The sequence below is a fragment of the Zhengella sp. genome (assembly GCF_041397485.1).
Taxonomy (GTDB): Bacteria; Pseudomonadota; Alphaproteobacteria; order Rhizobiales; family Rhizobiaceae; genus Zhengella.
Genome location: NZ_JAWKWO010000004.1, coordinates 317,875 through 339,039, shown reverse-complemented (window position 1 = coordinate 339,039; position 21,165 = coordinate 317,875). Strand labels below are relative to the sequence as shown.

The 21,165-nt window shown below is 62.5% G+C and carries 18 protein-coding genes; 2 read left to right on the top strand and 16 right to left on the bottom strand.

Annotated elements, in window-relative coordinates:
• Window positions 1–202 precede the first annotated feature (202 nt).
• On the bottom strand, window positions 203–880 hold the full coding sequence (locus tag R3D65_RS14085; RefSeq protein WP_371275875.1) for an FkbM family methyltransferase: 678 nt from the start codon (window positions 878–880) through the stop codon (window positions 203–205).
• Window positions 881–1,051: 171 nt separating this feature from the next.
• Window positions 1,052–2,425 (bottom strand): DUF563 domain-containing protein, encoded by a 1,374-nt coding sequence (locus R3D65_RS14080; protein ID WP_371275874.1) that lies wholly within the window; start codon window positions 2,423–2,425, stop codon window positions 1,052–1,054.
• Between the two features lie 199 nt (window positions 2,426–2,624).
• On the opposite strand from R3D65_RS14080, the gene R3D65_RS14075 reads away from it, so the two are divergent.
• A complete protein-coding gene (locus R3D65_RS14075) occupies window positions 2,625–3,695 on the top strand; it encodes a DUF2793 domain-containing protein (protein ID WP_371275873.1) in 1,071 nt (356 codons plus the stop codon).
• A 38-nt stretch (window positions 3,696–3,733) separates the two neighbouring features.
• Here the strand turns inward: R3D65_RS14075 and R3D65_RS14070 are convergent, their stop codons facing one another.
• The 12 genes from R3D65_RS14070 to R3D65_RS14015 all read right to left on the bottom strand — a co-directional run bounded on the left by R3D65_RS14070 (window position 3,734) and on the right by R3D65_RS14015 (window position 17,226).
• The gene (locus R3D65_RS14070) at window positions 3,734–4,828 is read right to left on the bottom strand and encodes a hypothetical protein (RefSeq protein ID WP_371275872.1); all 1,095 of its coding nucleotides are present in this window, start codon (window positions 4,826–4,828) and stop codon (window positions 3,734–3,736) included.
• Complete coding sequence (locus R3D65_RS14065; RefSeq protein WP_371275871.1) at window positions 4,825–6,516, bottom strand: hypothetical protein; 1,692 nt, start codon at window positions 6,514–6,516, stop codon at window positions 4,825–4,827. The genes R3D65_RS14070 and R3D65_RS14065 overlap by 4 nt, the downstream gene beginning before the upstream one ends.
• A gap of 252 nt (window positions 6,517–6,768) precedes the next feature.
• Window positions 6,769–7,509 carry an ABC transporter ATP-binding protein gene (locus R3D65_RS14060; RefSeq protein WP_371276044.1) on the bottom strand — a complete coding sequence of 247 codons (741 nt, stop codon included), beginning with the start codon at window positions 7,507–7,509 and terminating at the stop codon, window positions 6,769–6,771.
• Window positions 7,506–8,291 (bottom strand): ABC transporter permease, encoded by a 786-nt coding sequence (locus R3D65_RS14055; RefSeq protein WP_371275870.1) that lies wholly within the window; start codon window positions 8,289–8,291, stop codon window positions 7,506–7,508. Before R3D65_RS14055 ends, R3D65_RS14060 begins: the two co-directional genes overlap by 4 nt.
• Before the next feature lie 176 nt (window positions 8,292–8,467).
• Entirely contained in the window at window positions 8,468–9,403 is a 936-nt protein-coding gene (locus R3D65_RS14050; RefSeq protein ID WP_371275869.1) for a hypothetical protein, read from the bottom strand.
• Between the two features lie 193 nt (window positions 9,404–9,596).
• Complete coding sequence (locus tag R3D65_RS14045; RefSeq protein WP_371275868.1) at window positions 9,597–10,523, bottom strand: hydroxyacid dehydrogenase; 927 nt, start codon at window positions 10,521–10,523, stop codon at window positions 9,597–9,599.
• A complete protein-coding gene (locus R3D65_RS14040) occupies window positions 10,520–11,536 on the bottom strand; it encodes an aldose epimerase family protein (protein ID WP_371275867.1) in 1,017 nt (338 codons plus the stop codon). The genes R3D65_RS14045 and R3D65_RS14040 overlap by 4 nt, the downstream gene beginning before the upstream one ends.
• Window positions 11,533–12,630: a Gfo/Idh/MocA family protein gene (locus tag R3D65_RS14035; RefSeq protein WP_371275866.1), complete on the bottom strand. Its 1,098-nt coding sequence runs from the start codon at window positions 12,628–12,630 to the stop codon at window positions 11,533–11,535. The genes R3D65_RS14040 and R3D65_RS14035 overlap by 4 nt, the downstream gene beginning before the upstream one ends.
• Before the next feature lie 2 nt (window positions 12,631–12,632).
• On the bottom strand, window positions 12,633–14,015 hold the full coding sequence (locus tag R3D65_RS14030; protein ID WP_371275865.1) for a hypothetical protein: 1,383 nt from the start codon (window positions 14,013–14,015) through the stop codon (window positions 12,633–12,635).
• Between the two features lie 3 nt (window positions 14,016–14,018).
• Window positions 14,019–15,050 (bottom strand): tagatose 1,6-diphosphate aldolase, encoded by a 1,032-nt coding sequence (locus R3D65_RS14025; protein ID WP_371275864.1) that lies wholly within the window; start codon window positions 15,048–15,050, stop codon window positions 14,019–14,021.
• The gene (locus tag R3D65_RS14020) at window positions 15,041–15,934 is read right to left on the bottom strand and encodes a PfkB family carbohydrate kinase (protein ID WP_371275863.1); all 894 of its coding nucleotides are present in this window, start codon (window positions 15,932–15,934) and stop codon (window positions 15,041–15,043) included. The genes R3D65_RS14025 and R3D65_RS14020 overlap by 10 nt, the downstream gene beginning before the upstream one ends.
• Window positions 15,934–17,226 (bottom strand): cytochrome-c peroxidase, encoded by a 1,293-nt coding sequence (locus R3D65_RS14015; protein WP_371275862.1) that lies wholly within the window; start codon window positions 17,224–17,226, stop codon window positions 15,934–15,936. The genes R3D65_RS14020 and R3D65_RS14015 overlap by 1 nt, the downstream gene beginning before the upstream one ends.
• 36 nt (window positions 17,227–17,262) lie before the next feature.
• Here R3D65_RS14015 and R3D65_RS14010 point away from each other — a divergent pair, with 36 nt between their 5' ends.
• Entirely contained in the window at window positions 17,263–17,745 is a 483-nt protein-coding gene (locus tag R3D65_RS14010) for a tetratricopeptide repeat protein (RefSeq protein ID WP_371275861.1), read from the top strand.
• Here R3D65_RS14010 and R3D65_RS14005 read toward each other — a convergent pair.
• Together R3D65_RS14005 and dctP are read right to left on the bottom strand one after the other, a co-directional pair.
• Entirely contained in the window at window positions 17,730–20,015 is a 2,286-nt protein-coding gene (locus R3D65_RS14005) for a GH116 family glycosyl hydrolase (RefSeq protein ID WP_371275860.1), read from the bottom strand. The genes R3D65_RS14010 and R3D65_RS14005 overlap by 16 nt on opposite strands.
• Window positions 20,016–20,106: 91 nt before the next feature.
• On the bottom strand, window positions 20,107–21,165 hold the full coding sequence (gene dctP / locus R3D65_RS14000) for a TRAP transporter substrate-binding protein DctP (protein WP_371275859.1): 1,059 nt from the start codon (window positions 21,163–21,165) through the stop codon (window positions 20,107–20,109).

Below are 21,165 nucleotides of genomic sequence, written 5' to 3'. Positions count from 1 at the left end.
ATCCGGAATTCCTTTACCCGCCAACCACCGACGCAGATCCACCGGCAGCTTCCGGTAGGCGGCTCGTGTCAGTTTGAACATGCGCGGCATGGGTTCCGTCCGGGCCTTCCCTGGTGCGAGAGGAGCGTTTGCCGCGTCCTACCCTGGTTTCCCGGCTTCGGTCTTCGCTTATTGCGGCCCCCAGAATGAATGGGAAAAATAATCAAGCCGGTACAAGTAGAAAATTCCAATTAGCCTTATGCGGCCTGTAGCACTCTATTATGCTATAATTATTCTTCTCCCTCCAGATTCTAAAATAATTCATATTTGACAGATCGACTTCGATGGCTATTGCTGGCCGACACCTATCAATCAGGTTTTTTGCGCCAGACAGAACATCCAGTTCCATTGATTCAACGTCAATCTTGACGAAATGGATATCACGGTCGGGAAAAACATTATCAAGGCTTTCAACAACCAAGACATCGCTATGTTGTTCATTTGTGTCAACCAAGCGGGCGCGACCGGGTCTGTCCGGGACGGGTAACGATATTTTCATTTCCTTTTTCTCAGCACCGCATCCAAGATGAGAAAATGATAAATCAACATTGGATAAATCGTTGTTGATGACGTTTTGCTTCAAGAGCAAGTTTGTTGAAGGGTTGGGCTCAAACGGAAAAATCTTTTCCGCTTTCGAGAATGCGCCATAAAATACCGTATGATTCCCGATGTTTGCGCCAACATCAAGGACAGTTGCTCTGGCCGGAATTAAGTTAATATGTTTTTCTAATTGAATATGCTCATAGAAACGACCGTTTGAAAGAGGTCTTTGTACAGCATCTTCAGCTGAATTTAGCGAAAATGAGAAATTATTATTTCTAAATGAGAATGCACTTTTCATCTTCTACGCACCTTGCCGATGACTCACCATTATATTTGTGGTGTTAACACAAAATTCTAATATAGCTCAATGTCGATTTGAGAAAGCGCTAAATAATAAATATATTTGGAATTTAGATAAGAAAAATATGAACCATATAAATCAGAATTGCAGTAGCGAAGCGCCTCTACTTCATTCATTGTTGTGCCCCTTTTCAAAATCTATCATCAATGTTTCAACGACATTGGCCAGTTTCTTGATATCTATATAGAAGCTCGCATCAGGATCATCAAGTCTCATTGGCTTCGATAGATCCGAAATGAATGGTACATACGTTCCCCCAACAAGGGCGGTTCCGTTCGAGAACGATTGGTTCCATGGCTTTGTTATGAATTCCAGAACCGTGGGCTTCTCCGTGCAAAAATTCAGATGCACAAGTCCAGCACCATGAGGCGAAGCTATAATCTTCGCGCTTCTGAAAACAGATGCCTGCTCCATGAACGACATTTCATTGAAGTCATAAACAGAAAAACCGTACTCCTTGAAAACGCTCTCCACCTCTTTCTCATTCAGGATGCAGCGTCGCCCTTTTGCGCTGCGGCTGAGATAGATAAATTCTGGATAAGTATTAATTTCCTTATGAAAATCAAAAACATCATTCCAGAATTGAACTGTTGAAGTACTGGGGTGACTGATTGAAGGTGCAATAGCCACATTTGACTTCACATGAACATAATCCTGAGGTGAAATGATCCTGGATTTGGATATACGTAAAAAATCCATCACCATATCAAGCGCATCCATCAATGCTGGAAATCTTGAAAAATTCACATTTGGAATGATGATTGGACAGTCAAGTTCCAGTTTCTTGTAAAGAGACAATGTAGGTAAGGAGTTTTGTATAAAGTGCCAAAAACCATTTCCGTAAGCACCTGGCATTACAAATACGCAATCTATTTCAGATTTTATTTCAGCCCTGTGCGCGTAGTCAAAATTTAACAGGTGTGGATTCTTTTGCCCCGTCAACAAGCGTTCGATATAGGTGCCATCCTCAGTGAAAGGTATGGCGTTCGGTCTTGAAGGATACCAAAAACAAGACGGAAAAATGCAATTCTTGATTACGAATACATCATTAGTATTCTTATCCCTAACGCCATCGCCATTCAGATGAGACCTGTAAGAGCGGTAATCATGGTATAGTATTCCGGAAGATAGCTGAGAATGTTCCTGGGAAAAATTCAGCAGGGCGCTTGGTGGATTCGAGGGCGAGTGCTGAAAAAATGTTACATTCTCATTCGTTCCCAATGCATCGGCAAGAGTTTCACGCTTAACAGGCTTGGCTTCGGAAATTCGTATTTTTTCAGAGCGCCATACAGGCAGTAAAGTGGAGAATATTTTTCCACGATCCAGTGAATCGTATCGTTCATCCCTTAAACTTGATTCCACATGAAATGCGATATCTATTTTCAGATCATCGGGCGTTTTCCGGATCAGAGTTCGAGCAAGGTCATAGTTTTCTGCTTCGTACTCTTCATCGATCAATTTCTTTAAATCAGTGATAGGCACTTTGGATATCTCGCAACGCTCGGCAAGGGTTCCGAGTATGGGCGCTCATGGGTTTGGGCACGAAAACGGATGGCCGCATTTCCGTGTATCCCCGATAGCGGATTCAGGCCCGAAAAGATAGTTATCCGGGAAGCAGGAGGAAATTTTCCACACCTTCGCCGTGGCTTTTATCCTTTGGGTTTTCCCGCAGGAGAACGCCATGGAAAGCACAGCCTGTCTCGATCTTCCCCTGATCCAGCCGTCCCAGGCGCAAAAGCATGTGACGCATAACGAGGCAATCGCGCTGCTCGATGCGCTGGTCATGCTCGCCGTTGCCAGCCGTTCGCTCGGCGAACCGGCTTTGCCCGCCGCCGAGGGCGACCGCTATATCGTGCCGCCTGGCGGCGCGGGTGCATTCGAGGGCCATGACGGGGAGGTCGCGGCCTTCGTCGCCGGGGCCTGGGTCTTTGCCGCGCCGCGCGCCGGTTGGCTGGCTTGGTGCATCGACGAAGCCCGCTTCCTCGCCCATGACGGCACCGGGTTCGCGCCACTTTCGACAGATGAAGTGCCCCGGCTTGGCATCAACACAGCGCCCGATGACACCAACCGGCTCGCGGTGCGCAGCGATGCAGCGTTGCTGACCTCCGATACCGGTTCCTGCCGCTTGTCCGTCAACAAGGAGACTTCGGGCGACACGGCGAGCCTGGTTTTTCAGACCGCCTATTCGGGCCGGGCGGAAATGGGGCTGGCGGGTAATGATGATTTCTCGATCAAGGTGGCCGCGGGCGGGGCTTGGCGAACAGCCATAGCCGCCGATGCCGACAATGCTTTTGTCGGAATCGGCACGCCTGCGCCGCGAAGCCCCCTGCACGTTTCGCATGCGGGGTTTGCCGGCGTCGTCGAGATGTGGATCGAGGACACGGTCAACGAGAATGTCGCGTTTCGCCTGCGCCATGCCGGCTGCCTGAACAACGGATTCGATTTCGGGATGGATTCGACCGAGGCCGTTGTCCTGAACCTGCGTGAGAATGCTGCCATGCGATTCCAGACCAACAATACCGAACGCATGCGCTTGAGCGCCGAAGGCGCCCTGGGCATCGGCGTTTCGCAGCCGACCTGCCTGCTGCACGTCGCTGGCCCCATGCGAATCGAACCATCGCCGGAAGCCGGACTGCCTGCGGCGTCCGGTGCGGGTGCCGGTGCCATGGCCTATGTGCCGGATCACGCCGGCGCGCCCGCGCTCGCCGTTTCGGACGGCGCGGCATGGCGTTTTGTTGCCTTGCCCGCGTGAAGTTCACAGCCTTGGCACAGGCGCCTTGCGCCTGGGCCTTACTTGTCGCGCAGCTTGCGGTAAAGCTCGCCGCGCTCGCGCAACAGCCGTGAGCGGTCACCCAGCAGGCGCTGCACGGCCTTGATCGAGGTGACCTTGCCAGCCAGGCGTTCCAGGCCGGCCGATTTCTGGCGGATGTCGAGCCACAAACCCACGGCGATGCGCACGATGTCTTCCTGGGTCAGTTCCACCGGCGACCAATCCTCGTCCGGTTCCGGCCAGGGCTCGTGAAAAAGGCGTCCGTCCTCGCGGCCCAGATAGGTCCGCGCAATCGTCTCGTTTTCCGCGGCCGTCTGCTCCAGGATCGTCAGCCGCTCCTGTGGAGACAGGATGGAACGTTTCGAGAAGGTGGTCGACTTGGTGATCGAGGAGAGGTGGGTCAGTGCCGAGACCAGCGCCTCATGCTCGTCCTTGCTCATCTCGATGGCATTGGCATAGCGCAGGAACTCGATCAGTTCCGCATGGATCGTTTCATTGGTGCGCTTTTCGCGCGGAAGTTCCTCGTAATCGGCTGGGTTGCGGCCCAGCACGGTGACGAAATCGTGGATCAGGCCCTGATCGAGCTGCTGCATTTCATAGGGGCGCACGACGATGTTCTCGCGTCCGGCCACGGCTGCCCAGCGGTCGAGCGATTCGACATAATGTCCCGCCTTGACGTTGAGAAGCTGTTTGAGGGTCGGCTTCTCGGTCTTGCGGAAGTTCCAGTGCTTGATCATCTGCTGGTGGAAAGCAGACAGGAAATGGTCCTGGCGCCGCAGGTAAGCGATGATGCGCAGCCTGAACTCGCCCTCCAGTGCATCGCGGAAGGCCTTCGCGGTCAGTCCGTTGAAGAACACTTCCGAGGAGATGAGGATATCGGGATAGCCGCAGGATGCGATCTCGGCATTCAAGCTCGCATAAACCTCCTCGCGCGACCGGGCAAAGGGCTCATCGCGCAGCGACCAGATCAGTTCATGATGGGCCGATCCGTCAAAGCCTGCCAGCGGCACGTAATATCCCGTTTCAAGGAAGCGCTTGCGGTTGTGGCCGATGAATTCCTGGATGGCGGTCGAACCGGTCTTGTAGTTTCCGATATGAACGGTGATCGTTTTCATTCTTCGCTTCCCCTGCCGGAGTCCTTGGCTTCTAGCATGCCTGCCAGGGCGCTCTGGAACCGGGCAGTGCCCGTGTCGCCCGCAGGGCTCGTCATCAGATCGATCAGAACGCCGTCCGCCATGTCTTCGATGATCCGCAGTCCGGCAGCCTTGCCGTCACGGGCAAGGGTTCGGCAATCCGGCGCTTGTGCGGAACCTGCTTTCCCGATGGCCCGCCGGTAATCCCCGCCTGCGGTGAAGGCGATGGCGGCACCGCGCTGTCCATCGTCCAGCAGGCAGAGCGCGCCTTCTTCCGCCAATCCTGAAGACAGGGACGCCCAGGGCAAGGCCGGCAGCATTGCGTAATCGACCACGATGACCGGACCGCTTTCCCGCGCGATCGCCTCACCATGGCGCTCCATCGCAGCAGGATCGCGGACCAGAACGGCCCGCGTGCCGCCACTGCGCAGGGCCTCGTCCAGTTCGGGGTCGTCGAGAAGCACCGTCGTGACGACGGTTTCGTGGCCGGTGAAGAGTTCCGCACAGGAAATGAAAGCCCGGACATCGTCGGCCCGCGTTGCAGGTGGGAGGCCGGTCACAACCAGTCGCGCGCGCGCATCGGGCAATGGATCGTCCTGGCATTCGGCCAGGAGGGCGTTCGCAGTGACAAGATCGACAGGGGCGAAGGCACTGACATCATAGCGCAATTCCGCCCACAGAAGGGAGAGGATCTCCGCCGTGTCGAAATAGCGGCTGCGCCCGGCGCCGGCGGCTGTCTCCAAGGGGTCTGCCGCTGGCCCGTCGGGGAAAAGGCCATCGGCGACCGCCTGACCGAAACGCGCGAAAAGGCGCTCGTTGCCCGGCCTGTAGCGTGCCTTCATGGCGGCGCGTTCCGGTTCGCCCAGCAATTGCCCGCCGGACGAGACGGCCGTCAGGCGATTGCGCGCGCGCTGGAAATGGTAGAGCAGGCGGCTGCGGTCATCGGCTTTCAAGCCGATGCCGTTGGACAGGCGGACGGCGCTGAACTCGGGTTCCATGATCGAGCGGTTGACTGCTCCGGCGTCGGTCGGGCGTTCAAGGCTGGCCAGTTCCGGTTTGCCGATCAGGTCGAAAAGGGCGGAAATGGAATCGATCCCGCCATGGCCTTGCGTGCCATAGGGACGGCAGACGATCCTGTCGCGGCCAAAGGCGTCCGCCCAGCGCCCGATCCACGCCTCGTAGTCCAGCGAGGAGTCGAGCAGGCGCATCGCGGACGTTTCGCCTATCGGCGTATCGACCCTGAATTCCGGCTGCTTGACGAACTGCTTGTACATCATCTCGTACCAGTCGTCCTGGCGTCGCAGAAACACGACGATGCGCACATCACGGCCCGCCAGGGCGCTTGCCAGTTCTTCGACCTGGGCCTTGATGAAGAAGGTTTCAGAACTGAGCAGAACGTCGCCTGCCGGACTTGCATCGATTTCCTCAAAAAGGGCCTGCAGGATCCCCGCCGGCGCCACCGTCGGTCCAAGCGCATTGAAGGCCCAGCCAAGACGATGATGCGCGACGCCTGCGCGGCCGGACCGGGGGTAAAGGATCCCCCGCTCCAGAAGCGTGGCCTCGTGTATGCTGCAATAGCTTTGCAAAGCAGTCGTGCCGGTCTTGTTGGCTCCGATATGTAGCCAGATCACCTTCTCCTGCACGTGTCCGCCGGTGCCTGTTTCTGTCACTTGTTTCGCTCTGTCTCTGCTATGACCCGCAAACCGGATTGCGCTGCAACAGCCATTTGCAAGCCGCGTGCTCCGATGCGCCTTGTGAATTCGTTTCCTGTCCAATGACCGTCAAGCGGTTGAACCATGAACATTTTGCATCCTAAGGTATATTAATAAAATTTTACACAACCTTCAATATCCAATCCCGATGCGAAGGGACGAAAAAATCGAACCATCCCGAATGCGAATCAGGCATCGGCATGGCGAACCTCATTCCACCTGCCGTTCGTAATGGGCTATCGCGTCTTCAATCGGGCCGAAGAACACCGAACGTCCGTGCTCCATGACCAGTCCCCTGGTGCAAACCGCCCGCAGCAGGTTTTCCGAATGGCTCGCCAGAACCGTGATGCTGGCATGGGCGACATAGTCGCTCATGCGTTGCTGAACGCGTTCGCGCATGCGCTTGTCGCCGGCGCCCAGCCATTCGTCGAGAATCAGGATGTCGTTGCGGAATGCGGTCGCTATCCCGAAGGCAAGCCGCGCGCGCATGCCCGCGGAATAGGTGTTCAGCGGCATGTCGAGAAACGGTCCCAGTTCGGCAAACGCTTCCACATCCCTCACGATGTCCGGGATATCGCGGCGCCGGCAACCGGCAATCATCGACTTGAGGCGGATGTTGTGGCGGCCGGTTGCTTCACCCCGGAATCCGAGCGTCGTGTTGAGGGCATTGCCCAGCAACCCGGCGAAACGCACGCGGCCAGTATCGGGTGGCAGAATTCCCGACAGGACCCGCAACAATGTCGTCTTGCCCGAGCCATTATGCCCGAGCAGGCCGAGGCTGTCGCCTGCATCCAGCCGGAAAGAGACACCATCGACAGCAAGAAGCCGGGTCGTTCGCCCGATACGCTGGAACCGTCCGCCCACGGCGACATCGCGCGCGCGCAGATGCGGCGGGGCGGGGAAGGCAATCGAGACATTGTCCGCCTCGAGAAAAACGGGGTCGGTCGTCACAGCCAACGCGGTACGCCCTTCTTCGTGACGGAGAAGACGATCAGGCCCAGCACAAGGACACCCAGGCTCGTTGCCAGGCATATGACCCAGGCCGTTGCAGGGAATTCGCCCTTCATCAGGGGAACCCGCAGGATATCGAGGTAATAGGTCACGGGATTCCAGCGGGCAACCATGCTGCGGGTGGTTCCCGGCGTTGCCACCCACAGGATCGGTGTCGCAAAGAACAGCATGCGCATGACGGTCCGCATCGCGTGGACGAGATCGCGGATTCGTGCGCCCAGGGGCGCCAGCATCAGGTTCAGTCCGAACGCGGTGACGTAGTAAAGTGCGATGGCTGGCGGCAGGGACCACAGGACACCCGGATGGACGCTGCCAAGAAAGATGACCAGCGGCAGGGCGGCCGCGGAGACAAGGAACAGTTCGGCAAGCGAGCGGAATACCGCGACATGCGCGTAGAGCGAGTAGGGCAGGTTGGTGCTCAGGATCCAGGTGCGATTTGCCAGAAACAGGTTCGCCGCCCCGGCAATCGACTGGCTGATGAAGCCGAAAAGCGCGAAACCGATCACCAGGTGCGAGAAATAGTCGTAGCCCGGCCGGTCAAAAATACTGCTGAAGACCAGCGTCTTGACGAGAATGAAGGCCGCGAAGGACAGAAGGATCCAGGCCAGGCCAAGATAGCTGCGCCGATAGCGGTCCTTCAGGTCTTCCCAGGCCAGAACCACGGCCATCGGCATGCGCCGGGTGCCTTCGAGGACGTCGTAGATCGCTGTCGAGAGCATCATGCCTTTGGGTATGTCATTCGGGTTTGGCCCCTCGTGCCTTTTTTTCCCCCGTTTATCAAGCATGGAGGCGGTCGTTTAGAGTGTGCGGAAATACGGCCGGACAAGGAAACCCACGATCTGCCGAGCCGGGTAACCATCTGTGCCGATCGTGCAGGACAGGTGCGCCTGTGCCGGCCTCATTCCTTGATCCGGATGGAGACGGAGAGCAGGTCTATGCCACGCCCCTTTCCCTCCGGGTCGGCCCAAATGCCAAGGTAATCGGAGTTGAAACCATCCTGCTGGGATGGCACGGCGTAGTCGAAGCTGTAAGTGCCTGTGCCGTTCCTGACAGCGAATTTCCGCCATCCGGAATTGCCGGCTGCCGCGGTGGAATAGGCCACGAAAAACTGCGGACTGGGTGACTTGGCGGCTGGCCGCGCCTCAAGTGTCACCGTGATGGTGTGACCCGACACCTGTTTCTCGATCGCCGGTTCCAGTTGGAGGTATGCGCCGCCGGTTCGCCCTGCCGATGTGGCCTTGGTGAGCGTGCTGGACATCCTCAGTGCTTCGCCGGATGGCTCGATGACGGAGCCACGGTTTGTCTTGAAGCGGGAAAGTGCGCTGCCAGAAAGGCTGAGAACTGCGTTGCCGGACCCGGCCGTGTTCGAACTCGCGACGGTGCGGGGGCTGTCGCCCGTACCGGCACCGGTTTGGGACGGCTGGAACACGTACCAGGCCGCGCCCGCCATGAGCATGGCGGCGAGTGCAAGGCCTGCGCCTGCAAGACCGGTGCGGCGGCGCGCGGGGACCGGCCCCGCGGGAGCGGCGTGTGTGGCAAGCGGCGGTGCGTCGGGTGCCGAAACGGCTTCCGCCGGATACAGGGGCGGCAGTCCGGCCGGGTCGGAAAAGTCCCTGGCAACCGGCGGATCGGCAAGACGGGCCTCGATCTGGTCCACGGCCAGCGCCAGTTGATCCAGAATCAGCCGGACCCTGGCATGGTCTTCGGTCAGGCCTTGCCGGGAGGCAAGTTCGATGATGCGAAAGCGGAAAGCCTCGTAGATTCGCGCGCGTTCCGGGGCCGAGCGCGCATTCCGTTTCGCGATCTGTTCGTCAAGAATCTTGCGGATATCCAATGTCTTTGAGTTCCGACGGCTCTCTGGTCCAGTGGGCATCAGGAATCGACCGCCATGCCGGGGGATACACACAATCGGTCCTTGGCTCTTTCTAACAGGTGCGGGACAAAGCGAAACCCCGTTTCTGACTTTCAGGGGCGGGCCGTCTCCTGCCATGTCCTGGCGGCAACCGGTGCGCTGGCGCGGCGGTGCCCTAGGCCGCCGTGCCGAGATGCACCAGGACCCGTTCCGCGATCAGCGCCGATACACGGGTATTTGATTCTTCCGTGACGCCAGCGATGTGCGGCGTCAGGACAAGATTGGACAGTCCGGCGAAGCGTTCCGCCGCCTCTGCGGTCAGCGGTTCGGTCTCGAACACATCCAGTGCGGCGCCGCCGATCCGGCCGTCTTCCAGGGCCGCGGCCAATGCGGCCTCGTCCACCACGCCGCCGCGCGCGGCATTGACCACGATCGCATCCTTGCGCATGCGCCGCAGCGCCGATTCGCCGATCAGGTGCCGCGTTTCGTTTGTAAGCGGTACATGCAGGCTGACGACATCGCTTCGCGCCAGAACCTCGTCCAGCGAAAGCAGCCGCGTGCCGCCGAGGCCGGGATCGCCAGCCTGCACGAAGGGGTCGAATGCCACGATCTCCATGCCGAGTGACCGGGCAAGGCGGGCCGTATCGCGGGCGATGGCGCCAAAGCCGATGAGGCCGAGCGTCTTTCCGGCCAGTTCGCGGCCGGCACAGGCCTGGCGGGGCCACTCACCGGCCAGCATGGCGGCATTGGAAAACCAGGCACGGCGCAGCAGCGTCATGGCCGCGGTGATCACATATTCCGCGACGCTCAGGTTGTTGGCGCCGGTTGCCGGGTAGACGGTGACGCCGCGGCTTTCGCAGGCGGCCATGTCGATATTGTCGAGCCCGACACCCAGCCGCCCGACGCAGGCAAGATCCGGTGCCGCCGCCAGCAGCGCCTCCGTCACCTGTGTCCGGTTGCGCACGATCAGGGACCGCACGCCGGCCATCCTGCCGGGGATCTCGGCCTGCCGGTCGGCAAGGCCCGGATCGTAGACCGTGTCGTGGCGCGCCCGCAGCGCTGCCACGGCTGCGTCGTCCATGAATTCCGTGATCAGGATCATGCTTCCGGTTCCTTGCTGAAAACGAATCGCGTGTGCTGGCGATAGGTTTCGCCGGGACGCAGTATGGCCTGCGGGAAGGCCGGATGATGGATCGCGTCGGGCCAGTCCTGCGGCTCCAGCGCCATGCCGGCATGGGCGCCCATGCGGCGCCCGTCCAGCCCGGGCACAGGCACGTCGAGCGGTGCCCCGTCATAGACCTGCAGGCCGGGCTCGGTCGTCCGGATGTCCATGGAGACGCCCGACGCGGGGGCGCGGAGCGTTGCGGCATGCGTGAGTTGCCGGCGCCGGCCGGCCAGGCAGAAATTGTGGTCAATCCGCTTTTGCGCGCAGACTTCGCGAAGGCGGCGTGGCTGCCGGAAATCGAAGGCATGGCCGCCCACCGGAGCGATCTCGCCGGTCGGGATCAGTTCGCCGTCGACCGGCAGGAAGTGGTCCGCCGTCACCTGCAGTTCGTGGTCGAGGATCGTGTCCGTGCCATCGAGGTTGAAATAGCTGTGATGGGCCAGGTTGCACAGCGTCGCGGCGTCGCTGCGCGCCTCCATTGCGATGTCGAGCATGCCGCCGCCGGGCAGGGACAGGATCTGCCGGATATGCATCTCGCCGGGATAGCCCATTTCGCCGTCGGCCAGGGTGATCGACAATGTGACACTGTCCGGTTGAACATCCTCCAGCGTCCAGAGCCGCTTTCCGATACTGGCGCTGCCGCCATGCAGGTGATGCTTGCCGAGGAAATTGCGGTCGAGCTGGTGGTCGCGGCCATCGAGCGTGAAGCGCCCGTCGCGGATGCGGTTGGCACAGCGCCCGGCGGTGGCGCCGAAGAAGCGCGAATGGGCGAGGTAGGCGTCCAGCGTCTCGAAGCCCAGCACCAGAGGCGGCCGGTGACCGGCGAGCCTGAGATCCTGCAGGACGGCACCATAGGTGAGGACGGTGGCGGTCAATCCACCGCCGGCAATGGTGGCCGCGTCCACCGTGGCGCCGCCGGGCAGGGTTCCGAAACGACGAAGGTCCGTCATGATTGAAAACTCTCCAGTTCGATGGCCTGGCCGGTGCGAACCGACTGTTCGGCTGCCGCGCCGACGAGAACCGACCATAGCCCGTCCTGCGCGGTGACCTCCGGCCGTCCATGCCCGGTCCGGACGAGATCGAGGAAGCGCTGGTGCTGATAGAAGGTCGACCCGTGATGGTCGCCGGCGCCCAGAATGGTCTCGTCGACATCGATCTCTTCAACCGTTTCCATCTTGCTTGCCCGGTCGGAAACAACGATGCGGGAGCGGCGCTCCCGGCCATCCGGCGCAAAGCGGGCAGGGCCGGGCACGCAGGCGTCAATGCGTGCCTTCGGCCCGGTCACCGACACCACTTCCTGCCACCGGGACCCTTCCGCGAACATGCACAGATCGAGCATCCCGCGCGCGCCGCTCTCGAAATCGACCACGACGAAGGCGTTGTCGATGATGTCGGGCACCTTGCCGCCATAGCGTTCGTCGCGGTGGTTCACGTCCATCGCTCCGGATGCATAGACCCGCACGGGATCGCTCTTCAGCACCAGCCGCATCAGGTCCCAGAAATGGCAGCATTTCTCGACCAGCGTTCCGCCGGTGCGGGTGGCGAAGCGGTTCCAGTCGCCCACCTTGACGAGGAAGGGGAAGCGGTGCTCCCGGATCGCCATCATCACCGGCCGGCCTGCCGTCCCCGCCTCGACCTCGGCCAGCAGCCGCTGCATCGGCGGCATGTAGCGGTATTCCATGGCGATCCAGAGCGGCGCGCTGCGGCCGGCCTCGCGGCGGACGATATCGCGGCAATCGGTGACGGTGGTACACATCGGCTTTTCGCAAAGCACCGGCTTGTTGGCCGGCAGCACGTCCAGCAGGGCTGCGTGATGGGCATCATTGGGCGAGCAGATGACATAGGCGTCGCAGATGTCGGCGGCGATGAGATCCCGGTAATCGGCGAAGACGCGGGCGGTGCCGCCCTGCGTGGCGAGCGAGGCCGCCCGCATTGCGGCATCCGGGTCGGCGATGCCGGTGACCGTGACACCGTCGAGAAGCGCCAGGTTGCGAAGGTGTTCCTGCCCCATCATGCCGGCGCCGATGAAACCGTAGCGAACCATCGTCAGATCTCCAGAACCGGGATGGACAGCGCCGCCGCGACGCTTGCGAGCGCAGCGCGATGGTCGCCGTATGCCAGTGCCATGTGATGTTCAAGACCCGACGCGAAGATTGCGTCGAGCGCTGCCTTCGCGCCGCTGTCGAAGCGCAGCGTGCCGGATGTGCCGGTGAAGGCCATCGGGCGGTCCAGCATTTCCGCGCCCGCGAGAATCATCTGGGTGCGCCCGAAGGCCTGCGAGACGCGCGCCAGCGTCACCCGGCCCGGCTTGAGCGCGAACTGGTAGAGAAGCGGCATCTTGCGGTTGGTGTGGATCGTCGCCCCGGCGCGCTCGCCCTCGGCCAGCATCGAGATCGGCGCCTGTCCGCAATGCCAGACGACCGCACTGTCATCGGCCGCGTCGACATCGACGAGATCGGTCAGGAAGACCGGGGCGCCGGCTGCCTCCTGAAGGATCATCTGCGTCAGCGCGCCATAGACATCCGCTTCGCAGGCGCAAGGCACGCGTTCCTCGCCCATCATCGAGACCGGCCCGCAGACAGCTCCGCCATATTCGGTGAAGGTTTCCGGCCAGCAACGGATGGCGAAAGCATCATAGCCGCCCTTGCCGCCGATCTGCGACAAGGCAGCCTTGAGCCGGAGCGACCGGTCCAGTTCCGCCTGGTCAACGGTATCGAGACTGTCCAGCTGCTCGTCCGCCAAGGCACGGACGGCCGAGACATCCGCATCCGGTACACCGCGCGCGGTTTCAAAAAGGCGCTCCAGGCCGATCTCGTCCACTGTCACGCCTGCCAGCGTGGCAAGCTTGCCGGGTGCGTAGGCGCAGGTGTCGAAACCCTCCGGATGCTGCCCGATGCGACCGATGCGCCGGCCACTGATGGCGGCTGCGATGGCGCGGCCCGGTTCCGCCGGCATGGCGGCAACCCGGCCTTCGAGATGCCCGGACAACCGTCCGCCGTCCAGCAGATCGTCAATGTCACCGCCGGGTACCGTTTCAGGGTCCGCATAGAGCCAGCCGAAGCCGCGCCCGTTCAGGCTGAGTGCGTGGCTGGCGAGATTCAACCCGCAGAACGCATTGAGGCGAAGCCGTCCGCCCAGCCGCGGTTCGGGCACGGCCCAGATGGCAAGCGGCACGTCCAGGTCGCCGGCGGCCTTCACGGCCGTCGAGGCGTCGGTGAACGTCACCTGCAGGATCAGCAAGCGGGTGATTCCGGACGAGCGCAGCTGGGCGATCGCGGCGTGCGCCTGCGCGGCATCGAACAACAGTTCGCGGGGCCCGGCGAAGGCGCGCCCCGTCGCATCGAGACGCGCCAGCATGGCGGCCAGTTTCCGGTTGGCGAAGTCGACGTCGAATGTCGAGCGGCCCAGCGGCAGGATACCGATTGTCACGGCTCAGGCTCCCATGGGTTGGTACTGGTGCCGGAACGAGGCGTCGTTCGGCATGAATTGCGCGCCGCCGGACCCGTAGCAGGGATGGCTGCGCCAGTCCTGCGCCGAGGCATCGGCAAGGGCGGAAATCTCCTTCATGTAGTCCACCGACCCGGTCTCCAGGTCGGCGGTGATCGCGTCCCAGTCGGGATAGTGGTTGAAGGCGTCGAGCCAGATGGCGCGTCCGGCCAGGAAACCCGACGCCCCGGCCTTGAAAGCATGGGCCAGGACGTTGCGGAACTCGGCCTTGCCCGCACCCGCCGACAGCATGACCCAGGGCCGACCCGCCAGCCGGCCCATCTCGTCGAACAGGGCCTGCACGCCGGCCGATCCGTCGGCCCCGGCCGCATTGACCGGGCTTTCCAGCTTGAACACGTCGATGCCGAAATCGGGATGCGCGAAAGCCTCGACGGAGGCGAGGACGTGATCGGCCTTCTTGGCTGCCATCTCGACATAGTCCGTCGTCTGGAAAGCGTCGGAGGCCAGCGGATAGACCAGCAACTCGAACAGGAAAGGGATGTCGAAGCGGGCGCAGTCCTCGCCGATCCGTTTGACATAGTCCTTCTGCGCCTGGCAGACATCCGGCGCGGCATCGGGCCGGTACCAGGCCAGGACCTTGACCGCGTCCGCGCCCATGCGCTTGATCTTGTCCACCGACCAGTCATCGATGCTGGCGGAAAGCCGGCCGCCGGGCGTCTCGCGGAACAGCGAATCCTCAAGCGTGACGATCAGCCCCTTGTCCGGCGACAGGCGGTCGATTCCCTGCGGTATCGCGTAGTGCGGATCGAGCAGCATGGCCGTGCTGTCGGCTTGCAGCTTCTCGACAAGAAGCTGCTTGAAGCGGGCAACCTCGCTCCAGGGCGCCTCGTCCACACCGAGACGGGCCGCTATGGGCTGCTTGATGGGCGGGCGCTGGTCCACGGCGGTCATCTTGAAGAGGCCATTGGCATCGGCCATGCGGCGCATGCCCCACAGCTTGCCCGGTATCAGTTGCATTGCTCGTTCTCCTTCAGGAAGTTCCCGGTTGCCGCCCGATCCGGGCAACCTTCTCGGCCGCCAAAGGCAAGGCACTTCAGCGTTGCCGTGGCATTTGCATGGATGATGGCCTGACGCTCCGGCGCGCCTTCGGCCAGAAGCAGGGCAAAGGCACCGTGCCAGATGTCGCCGGCGGCAAGGGTATCGACCGGCCTGATGGCGATGGCAGGCACGTGGGCGAGTGTGTCGCCGTCGAGGAAAAGCACGCCGCTTGCACCGTCGGTGACACAGACCCAGGCGCCGGTTTCGCCACGGGCCAGGCGCAGCGCATCGGCCGCGGCGGCTCCGGGCGCGAAGTCGGCCAGGCCCTGCATGGAAAAGGCGATGTGGCTTGCGCCGGTCAGATCGTCCGGTGTCACCGGGGCCTCGGCATCCACGATTCCGGGAATGCCGGCTGTCCTGGCCAGGGCGAGCACCTTGCGCGTCAGGGCAGGCCAGCGATTGTCGGCCAACACGGCCTCAGCGCCATGGGTTTGCGTCAGCCAGTCAGCGGTTTCCGGCAGGCCGCTGCCCCGGAAGTTCATGATCTGGCGTTCGCCGGCGGCATCGACATAGATGGAGGAGAAGGATGACATTCCGCCTGGCGCGCGGCGCACGAGGCGGGTGTCCACGCCTTCCGCCGCAAGGCCGGCCAGGATCAGGTCGCCGACCTGGTCGCCGCCGAGCCGGGCCGCCAGCAGGGCCTCGCCACCCTGGCGGACAACGGCCACCGCGGCATTGGCTGCACAGCCGCCGCCAGCCACCCGGGCATCCCGCGCCCGGTATTTCTCCGCCCTGGCCGGCATGCGGTCGACCTGGAAAATGAAGTCTGCAACGGCCATGCCGGCGACCAGGACACGGGCCATCAATCCACCTCCAGTCCGCTGGGAACGCGCGCGGGCTTGCCCAGCCGCCCCTTGACGGAGCCGGTGCCCGTCAAGGCTTCCAGGAAGGCAACAAGATCGGAAATTCCGGCCTCATCGAGTTGCACGGGGCGTATGTCGATGCGCGAAGCAAGCCGCTCGCGCTCGCGGCTGTCGGAAAAGGCAATGAAGTCGGCCGGGGCCAGCCATGGCACATCCGGCAGGATGGCTTGCGTCGGCTGCCATGTCCGGAATCCGTCCCGCGGATCGAGATGATGCGCGACGATACCCCGGAGCGTCCGGTAAGACCCATTGTGCCCGTAAGGCGCGGTCAGCGCCACGTTGCGCAGGGATGGCGTGCGGAACCGGTATGCATCCTCCAGCCGGTCGCTGATGCCCATGCGGCCGACATCGCGCACATAGGGGTCATGACGCCGCGTCCGGCCCGGTCCGAAATGCGGCAGCGCGAGCGCATGGAAATCCTGGTCCGTGAAGAGCTTGCCCGCATGGCATGCGGCGCAGCCGGCCTTTCCGTAGAACAGGCGGAGCCCGGCCAGTTGCCGGGCGTCGAGTGCCTCTTCGTCGCCGGCCAGCCATCGATCGAAGGGGCTGTCGTAGGACATCCACTCGAAGCCCTGGAAGGCTGCGAGCGCATTGGCGATGTGAACGATCGTCACGTCGGACGGGGTCGCGACGTCATCGAAGGCGTCGACGAAAAGCTGGCCGTATTCGGGAATGATCCGGACACGCTTGGCGAGGATCGGCCAGACATTGTCGATCCGGTCATAGGCCGCGCCGGCAACCTCGTTCTCCTTCGGATCGCCGGCCATCTCGAACTGCGAGGCAAGGGGAAACAGCGCCTGGGCGGCAAGCACGGAGTCCAGGCCGTCCGGCAACCATTCCTCAGCCGGCGTGTTGAACCCGTTGCCGTAGAGGCCGGACAGGCTGACCCGGCCGTCGTGAAACAGCACGGTCACCGACCGGGCGCCGAGATTCCACAGGCCGGGGGCATTGCGCGGGATGCGCTTGCGAATGCGGTTTTCGCCGGTGCCGGGCGACCGTTCCGGCCCGACGCCGGTGCCGCCTTCGCCGATGCCGAGCGACAGACCGTCACCGGTGCCAAGAGACGGGCTGTGGCAGGTGCCGCAGGAAATGTTGCGATTGCCCGACAGGACCGGGTCGTAGAAAAGAAGCTGGCCGAGCCTTGCCTTGCGCATGTCAAATCGGGGAAAATCCTCCGGGCCGAGCGGTGCCGGCAAGGGCAGGTTTTCCGCCGCCGCGACATGCAGCGGCACGATGACGGAGAGGGCTGCCAGCAGGGGAGGGATACCATGGGCAGGACGGTGATGGCTTTGGCCATGGCGATGTTGCTGGCCCCGGCGGCGGCGCGGGCCGATATCGAGGGCGCGCGCGACCTGATGGAGCAGAACCGCTTTGCCGAGGCGATGGAGGAACTGCAACCGGCGGCGCGCTCCGGCAATGCCGACGCGGAAGAGCTGATCGGCGTGATGTATGCCATGGGGCTTGGTGTCGAGCGCGACGACCGGCGTGCATTCGAGTGGTATCTGCGCGCTGCGATGAAGGGGCATGCCGGCGCCCAGTCCGGCATCGGGTGGTATTACGAGACCGGCCGCGGCCTTCCCGCGCCCGACCTCGTGCGGGCCTATACCTGGTATGTTCTTTCCGCCATCGGTGGCGACCCCGATGCTGCGATCTCGCAGGAGGAGGTTGTCAAGAAGATGACCGCGGATGAAATCGAGAAGGCGCATGTTCTGATCGACGATTATCGCAAGTGGCTTTATCCGTTCAGGTGAACCGGTCGGGCGAGCGCCCATGCCGCCAGCGGGCGCATGTTCATCTGGGCGCGAATTTCGGGCTTTCCCGGGACGATTGCTGCGGGCGTTCGGAAATGGAGGCCGCGTTTGCTGCCCAGTTCCCATGCCAAGGCCTGCATCAGGGTGCGGCATTCATCTTCCAGGCCATAGGCACGCAAGGCCGCGGCAAAGGAATAGTTGAAGCCGATCAGGATCTCGTCCCATTGCAAGCCTTCTTCGCCTTTGGGGGCATAAAGGGTGGAATCGTGGACCGGGGACGTCACGGCCACGACGCCGCGGCCCTGTCCGGCCCGCAGGAAATTCTCATCATAGACGGTGCGCAGCGCCTTGCGCGCCTTCACCGGATCGATGACATCGCCAAGGTCCAGCAAACGCGCTGTTGCAGGCCCGAACATCTGTTCGGCGAGAATGGCGTCGGCGAAACGGCCGGCGCTGTCGAGCCGGAAATGATTTCCGGTCCACAAGGCGGCTTCATAGGCCGTTGCCGCGCGCGCGCCCATTTCCTTCCAGCGGGTGGCGGAGGCCTCGTCGCCGGCCATCGTGGCAAGGCGGGCCGCAGCACCCAGCGCTGCAAGCCAGAGGCCGCCGCAATAGGCGCTGATCCCGGTCATGGGGATGTTGTCGAAGGTCTGGTCCGGCGTGCCGTCATTCTCGATCATGCCGTCGCCGTCGCGGTCGAAGGAGGCAAGCGCTTCCATGGCCTGCGTAACCGCCGGATGGAAAGCCATTGCAAGATCGCCGTCATGCCGGGCATCGCGCCATGCGCACAGCACGAACATGGCATTCAGATCCTTCCAGGCGCTGCTGTCCTGATAGGCATAGTCGTTGGCGCGCACGAAGGGATCGGCGTTCGGTGCTCCGAGGTCATGCGGCAACATGCCGGCCCGCTGCCGCGGGAAACGCGCGTTGGAGCGCAGGTGGAAGCGCTGCTGGCGGTCATCGAGCGGCACTTGCGCGGCATAGGCGCGCGTGACCAGCCGGGAAAGGGAGGGATAAAGGTCGGCTACGGCGGCGGCGGCATAGACCCACAGGTCGAGCGTGTCATAGAGCGGATAATCCGGGCATTCGATCAGGCCGAAATGTTCGCGGCCTTCGGCATCGGGCGCGGTCCAGACCGTCAATCCGTCGGCGATGAAGTAGAGCTCGTTGATGGCAAGTGCCGCGGCCGCGGGCGGCAGCCGGAGCCTTTCGCGGGCATCGTCGTGAAACCGGTCGACGGCATCGCTCCAGACCTGCGCCTTCTCAAGGGCATGCAAGGCGATTGCTTCGGCATTGGTGCCGCCGGCACCCCAGCGTCCGGTATGGTGGCGCAGGTGGCGGCGGCCCTGGCCGAAGCGAATGACAGGGAAATCCCAGGCGAGCGCGAAACCGATGGTGCGGCTTTCCCCCGGCTGAAGGGCGAAGCGCGCACAAAGCGCGGCGCATGGCGCGGCCGCCGGAAACTCGCTGAAACCGCCACCGCTCGTCCAGGGGACATCCGGCAGGTCGACACGGCCCTCCCGGGCAAACAGATCCCAGAGGGCCGCCCCCTCGCGGGCGGGGTCGAACGCAGCGCAGGCCGAGACCTCGATGCCGTCGGCGAGACCTACGGCCATTGCCATGGACCCCTGTCCCTCGTCGGGATCGCCGGCGGTGTCCTGTTCCATCACGATGGCCTGATGGCGGGCGGACCGGCTGACGCGGTTGCGCTGTCCGGCCACTCCGCCGGGGTTCCCGATGCCGTTGAACTCCCGGAACGCGCTGCAAAGATTGGAGAAGGAGAACATGATCGCGCCTTGCGCGGCGTCGCGGCCTTCGTTCTGGACATGGATCCGGAACAGGCCGGCGGGGAGATCGCTGTCGGCGGCCAGTTCCGGCACGACGGGGCTTGTCTGCTCCACCACGGCATGCAGTCCGGCCGAGCGGTAGCTGTGCCAGGCCTTCGGATAGAGTGCGGCATGTTCCCCGGACGGATCGGCCAGCCAGCCGGGCGGGGCGCTTTGCCTGAGCGCCCGGGCGCCATGCCCGGCATGCCAGAGAGCGAAACCGCATTCGGCCAGCTCGGCCGTGAAAAGCTGTCCTGCCTTGATGGTCCAGCGCGAAAAGCCGCCATGAATGGCGCGGCCGATCGTGCCCGCGCCAATGCCGCCAAGCGGCACGCCGGCGTCCGGCCCGGCATCGGCCTGTGTGGCGATCCTGCGCCGTTGCGGGCTGTCTGCCCTCCACGGCAACGTGACCTGCCAGGCGATGGAATTCGGCTTGCTGCCCATGGCGTTCGACAATCCTCGCGGCAATCGGCGTTGCCGGTCATCGTGAAACTGGCGTGCCGGGCGGGGCCAGCGGCCGCGCCCGGCTGCCGGGTTACCGGATGTCGGCGTCGCGGGCGGCGTTGATCTCCGCTTCGGCCGAGGCGACCGCCTCGTTCAGCGCGTTGAACACCTCTTCGCCGCCCTTCACGTTCGACTTGAACCATTCGTAGACCGGTTCCGCCGCCTTCTTGAACGCGGCCTTCTCCTCGGGGGTCGGCACGTAGAGATCGCCGCCGGCGGCCACGAAGTCCTCATAGGCCTTGATCGACTTGCGCTTGGGCGAGGCGAATGTCGCCTGCTGCAATTCGGCAAACCCGTCCACGACCACGCGGCGCAGGTCTTCCGGCATGGCCATGAACTTGTCGTTCGACATCCACCAGAGCGCGCCCATGTAGGCGTGCCCGTCGAGGGTGAGGTATTTCAGGCCGGCATCGGGAAATTTCATGCCCATGATGTCGGTAATTCCGTTCTTGGAACCTTCGACCACACCGGTCTGCAACGAAGTGAACAGTTCCGGCCACGGGATCGGCGTGGGCGAGGCGCCGAGCGCCTTGACCAGTTCCTGCGGCAGGTCGGCGACAACGGTGCGGATCTTCAGGCCGGCCAGATCCTCCGGCTTCGCGACCCGGCGCTTGGTATTGGCGAAATTGCGCCAGCCACCGGTGTTGCCGATGGTCATCAGGCGGATCTTGCCGCCGGAATCGGAAAGCGCCATCTCGCGCACCTTGCGCGTGAAATCGCCTGACAGGACATCCTCGGCAAACCGGTCATCGGCCATGAGGTAGGGAAGGTCGAGAACCTGCACATAGGGGAAGATGCCGGCCGCGCCGCCCGATGTGGAAATGTAGACGTCGATGGACCCGTCGGCGACGCCCTGCAGGCATTCGGCACCCTTGGAGCAGAGCTGCGTGCCGATGAACAATTCGACCGCGATCTTGCCATTTGACGCCGATTCCACATAGTTCTTGAAGACCACGAGGCCGTCATAGTCCTCGTCATTCTCGTTCGAATTGGCGGTTGCGCGAATGGTGTAGTCGGCGGCCGCGGCAGCCAGCGGGGCACCCGCCAGCATGGCTGCGGCCAGCAGCGATTTCATGGCAGTCCTGAGCAT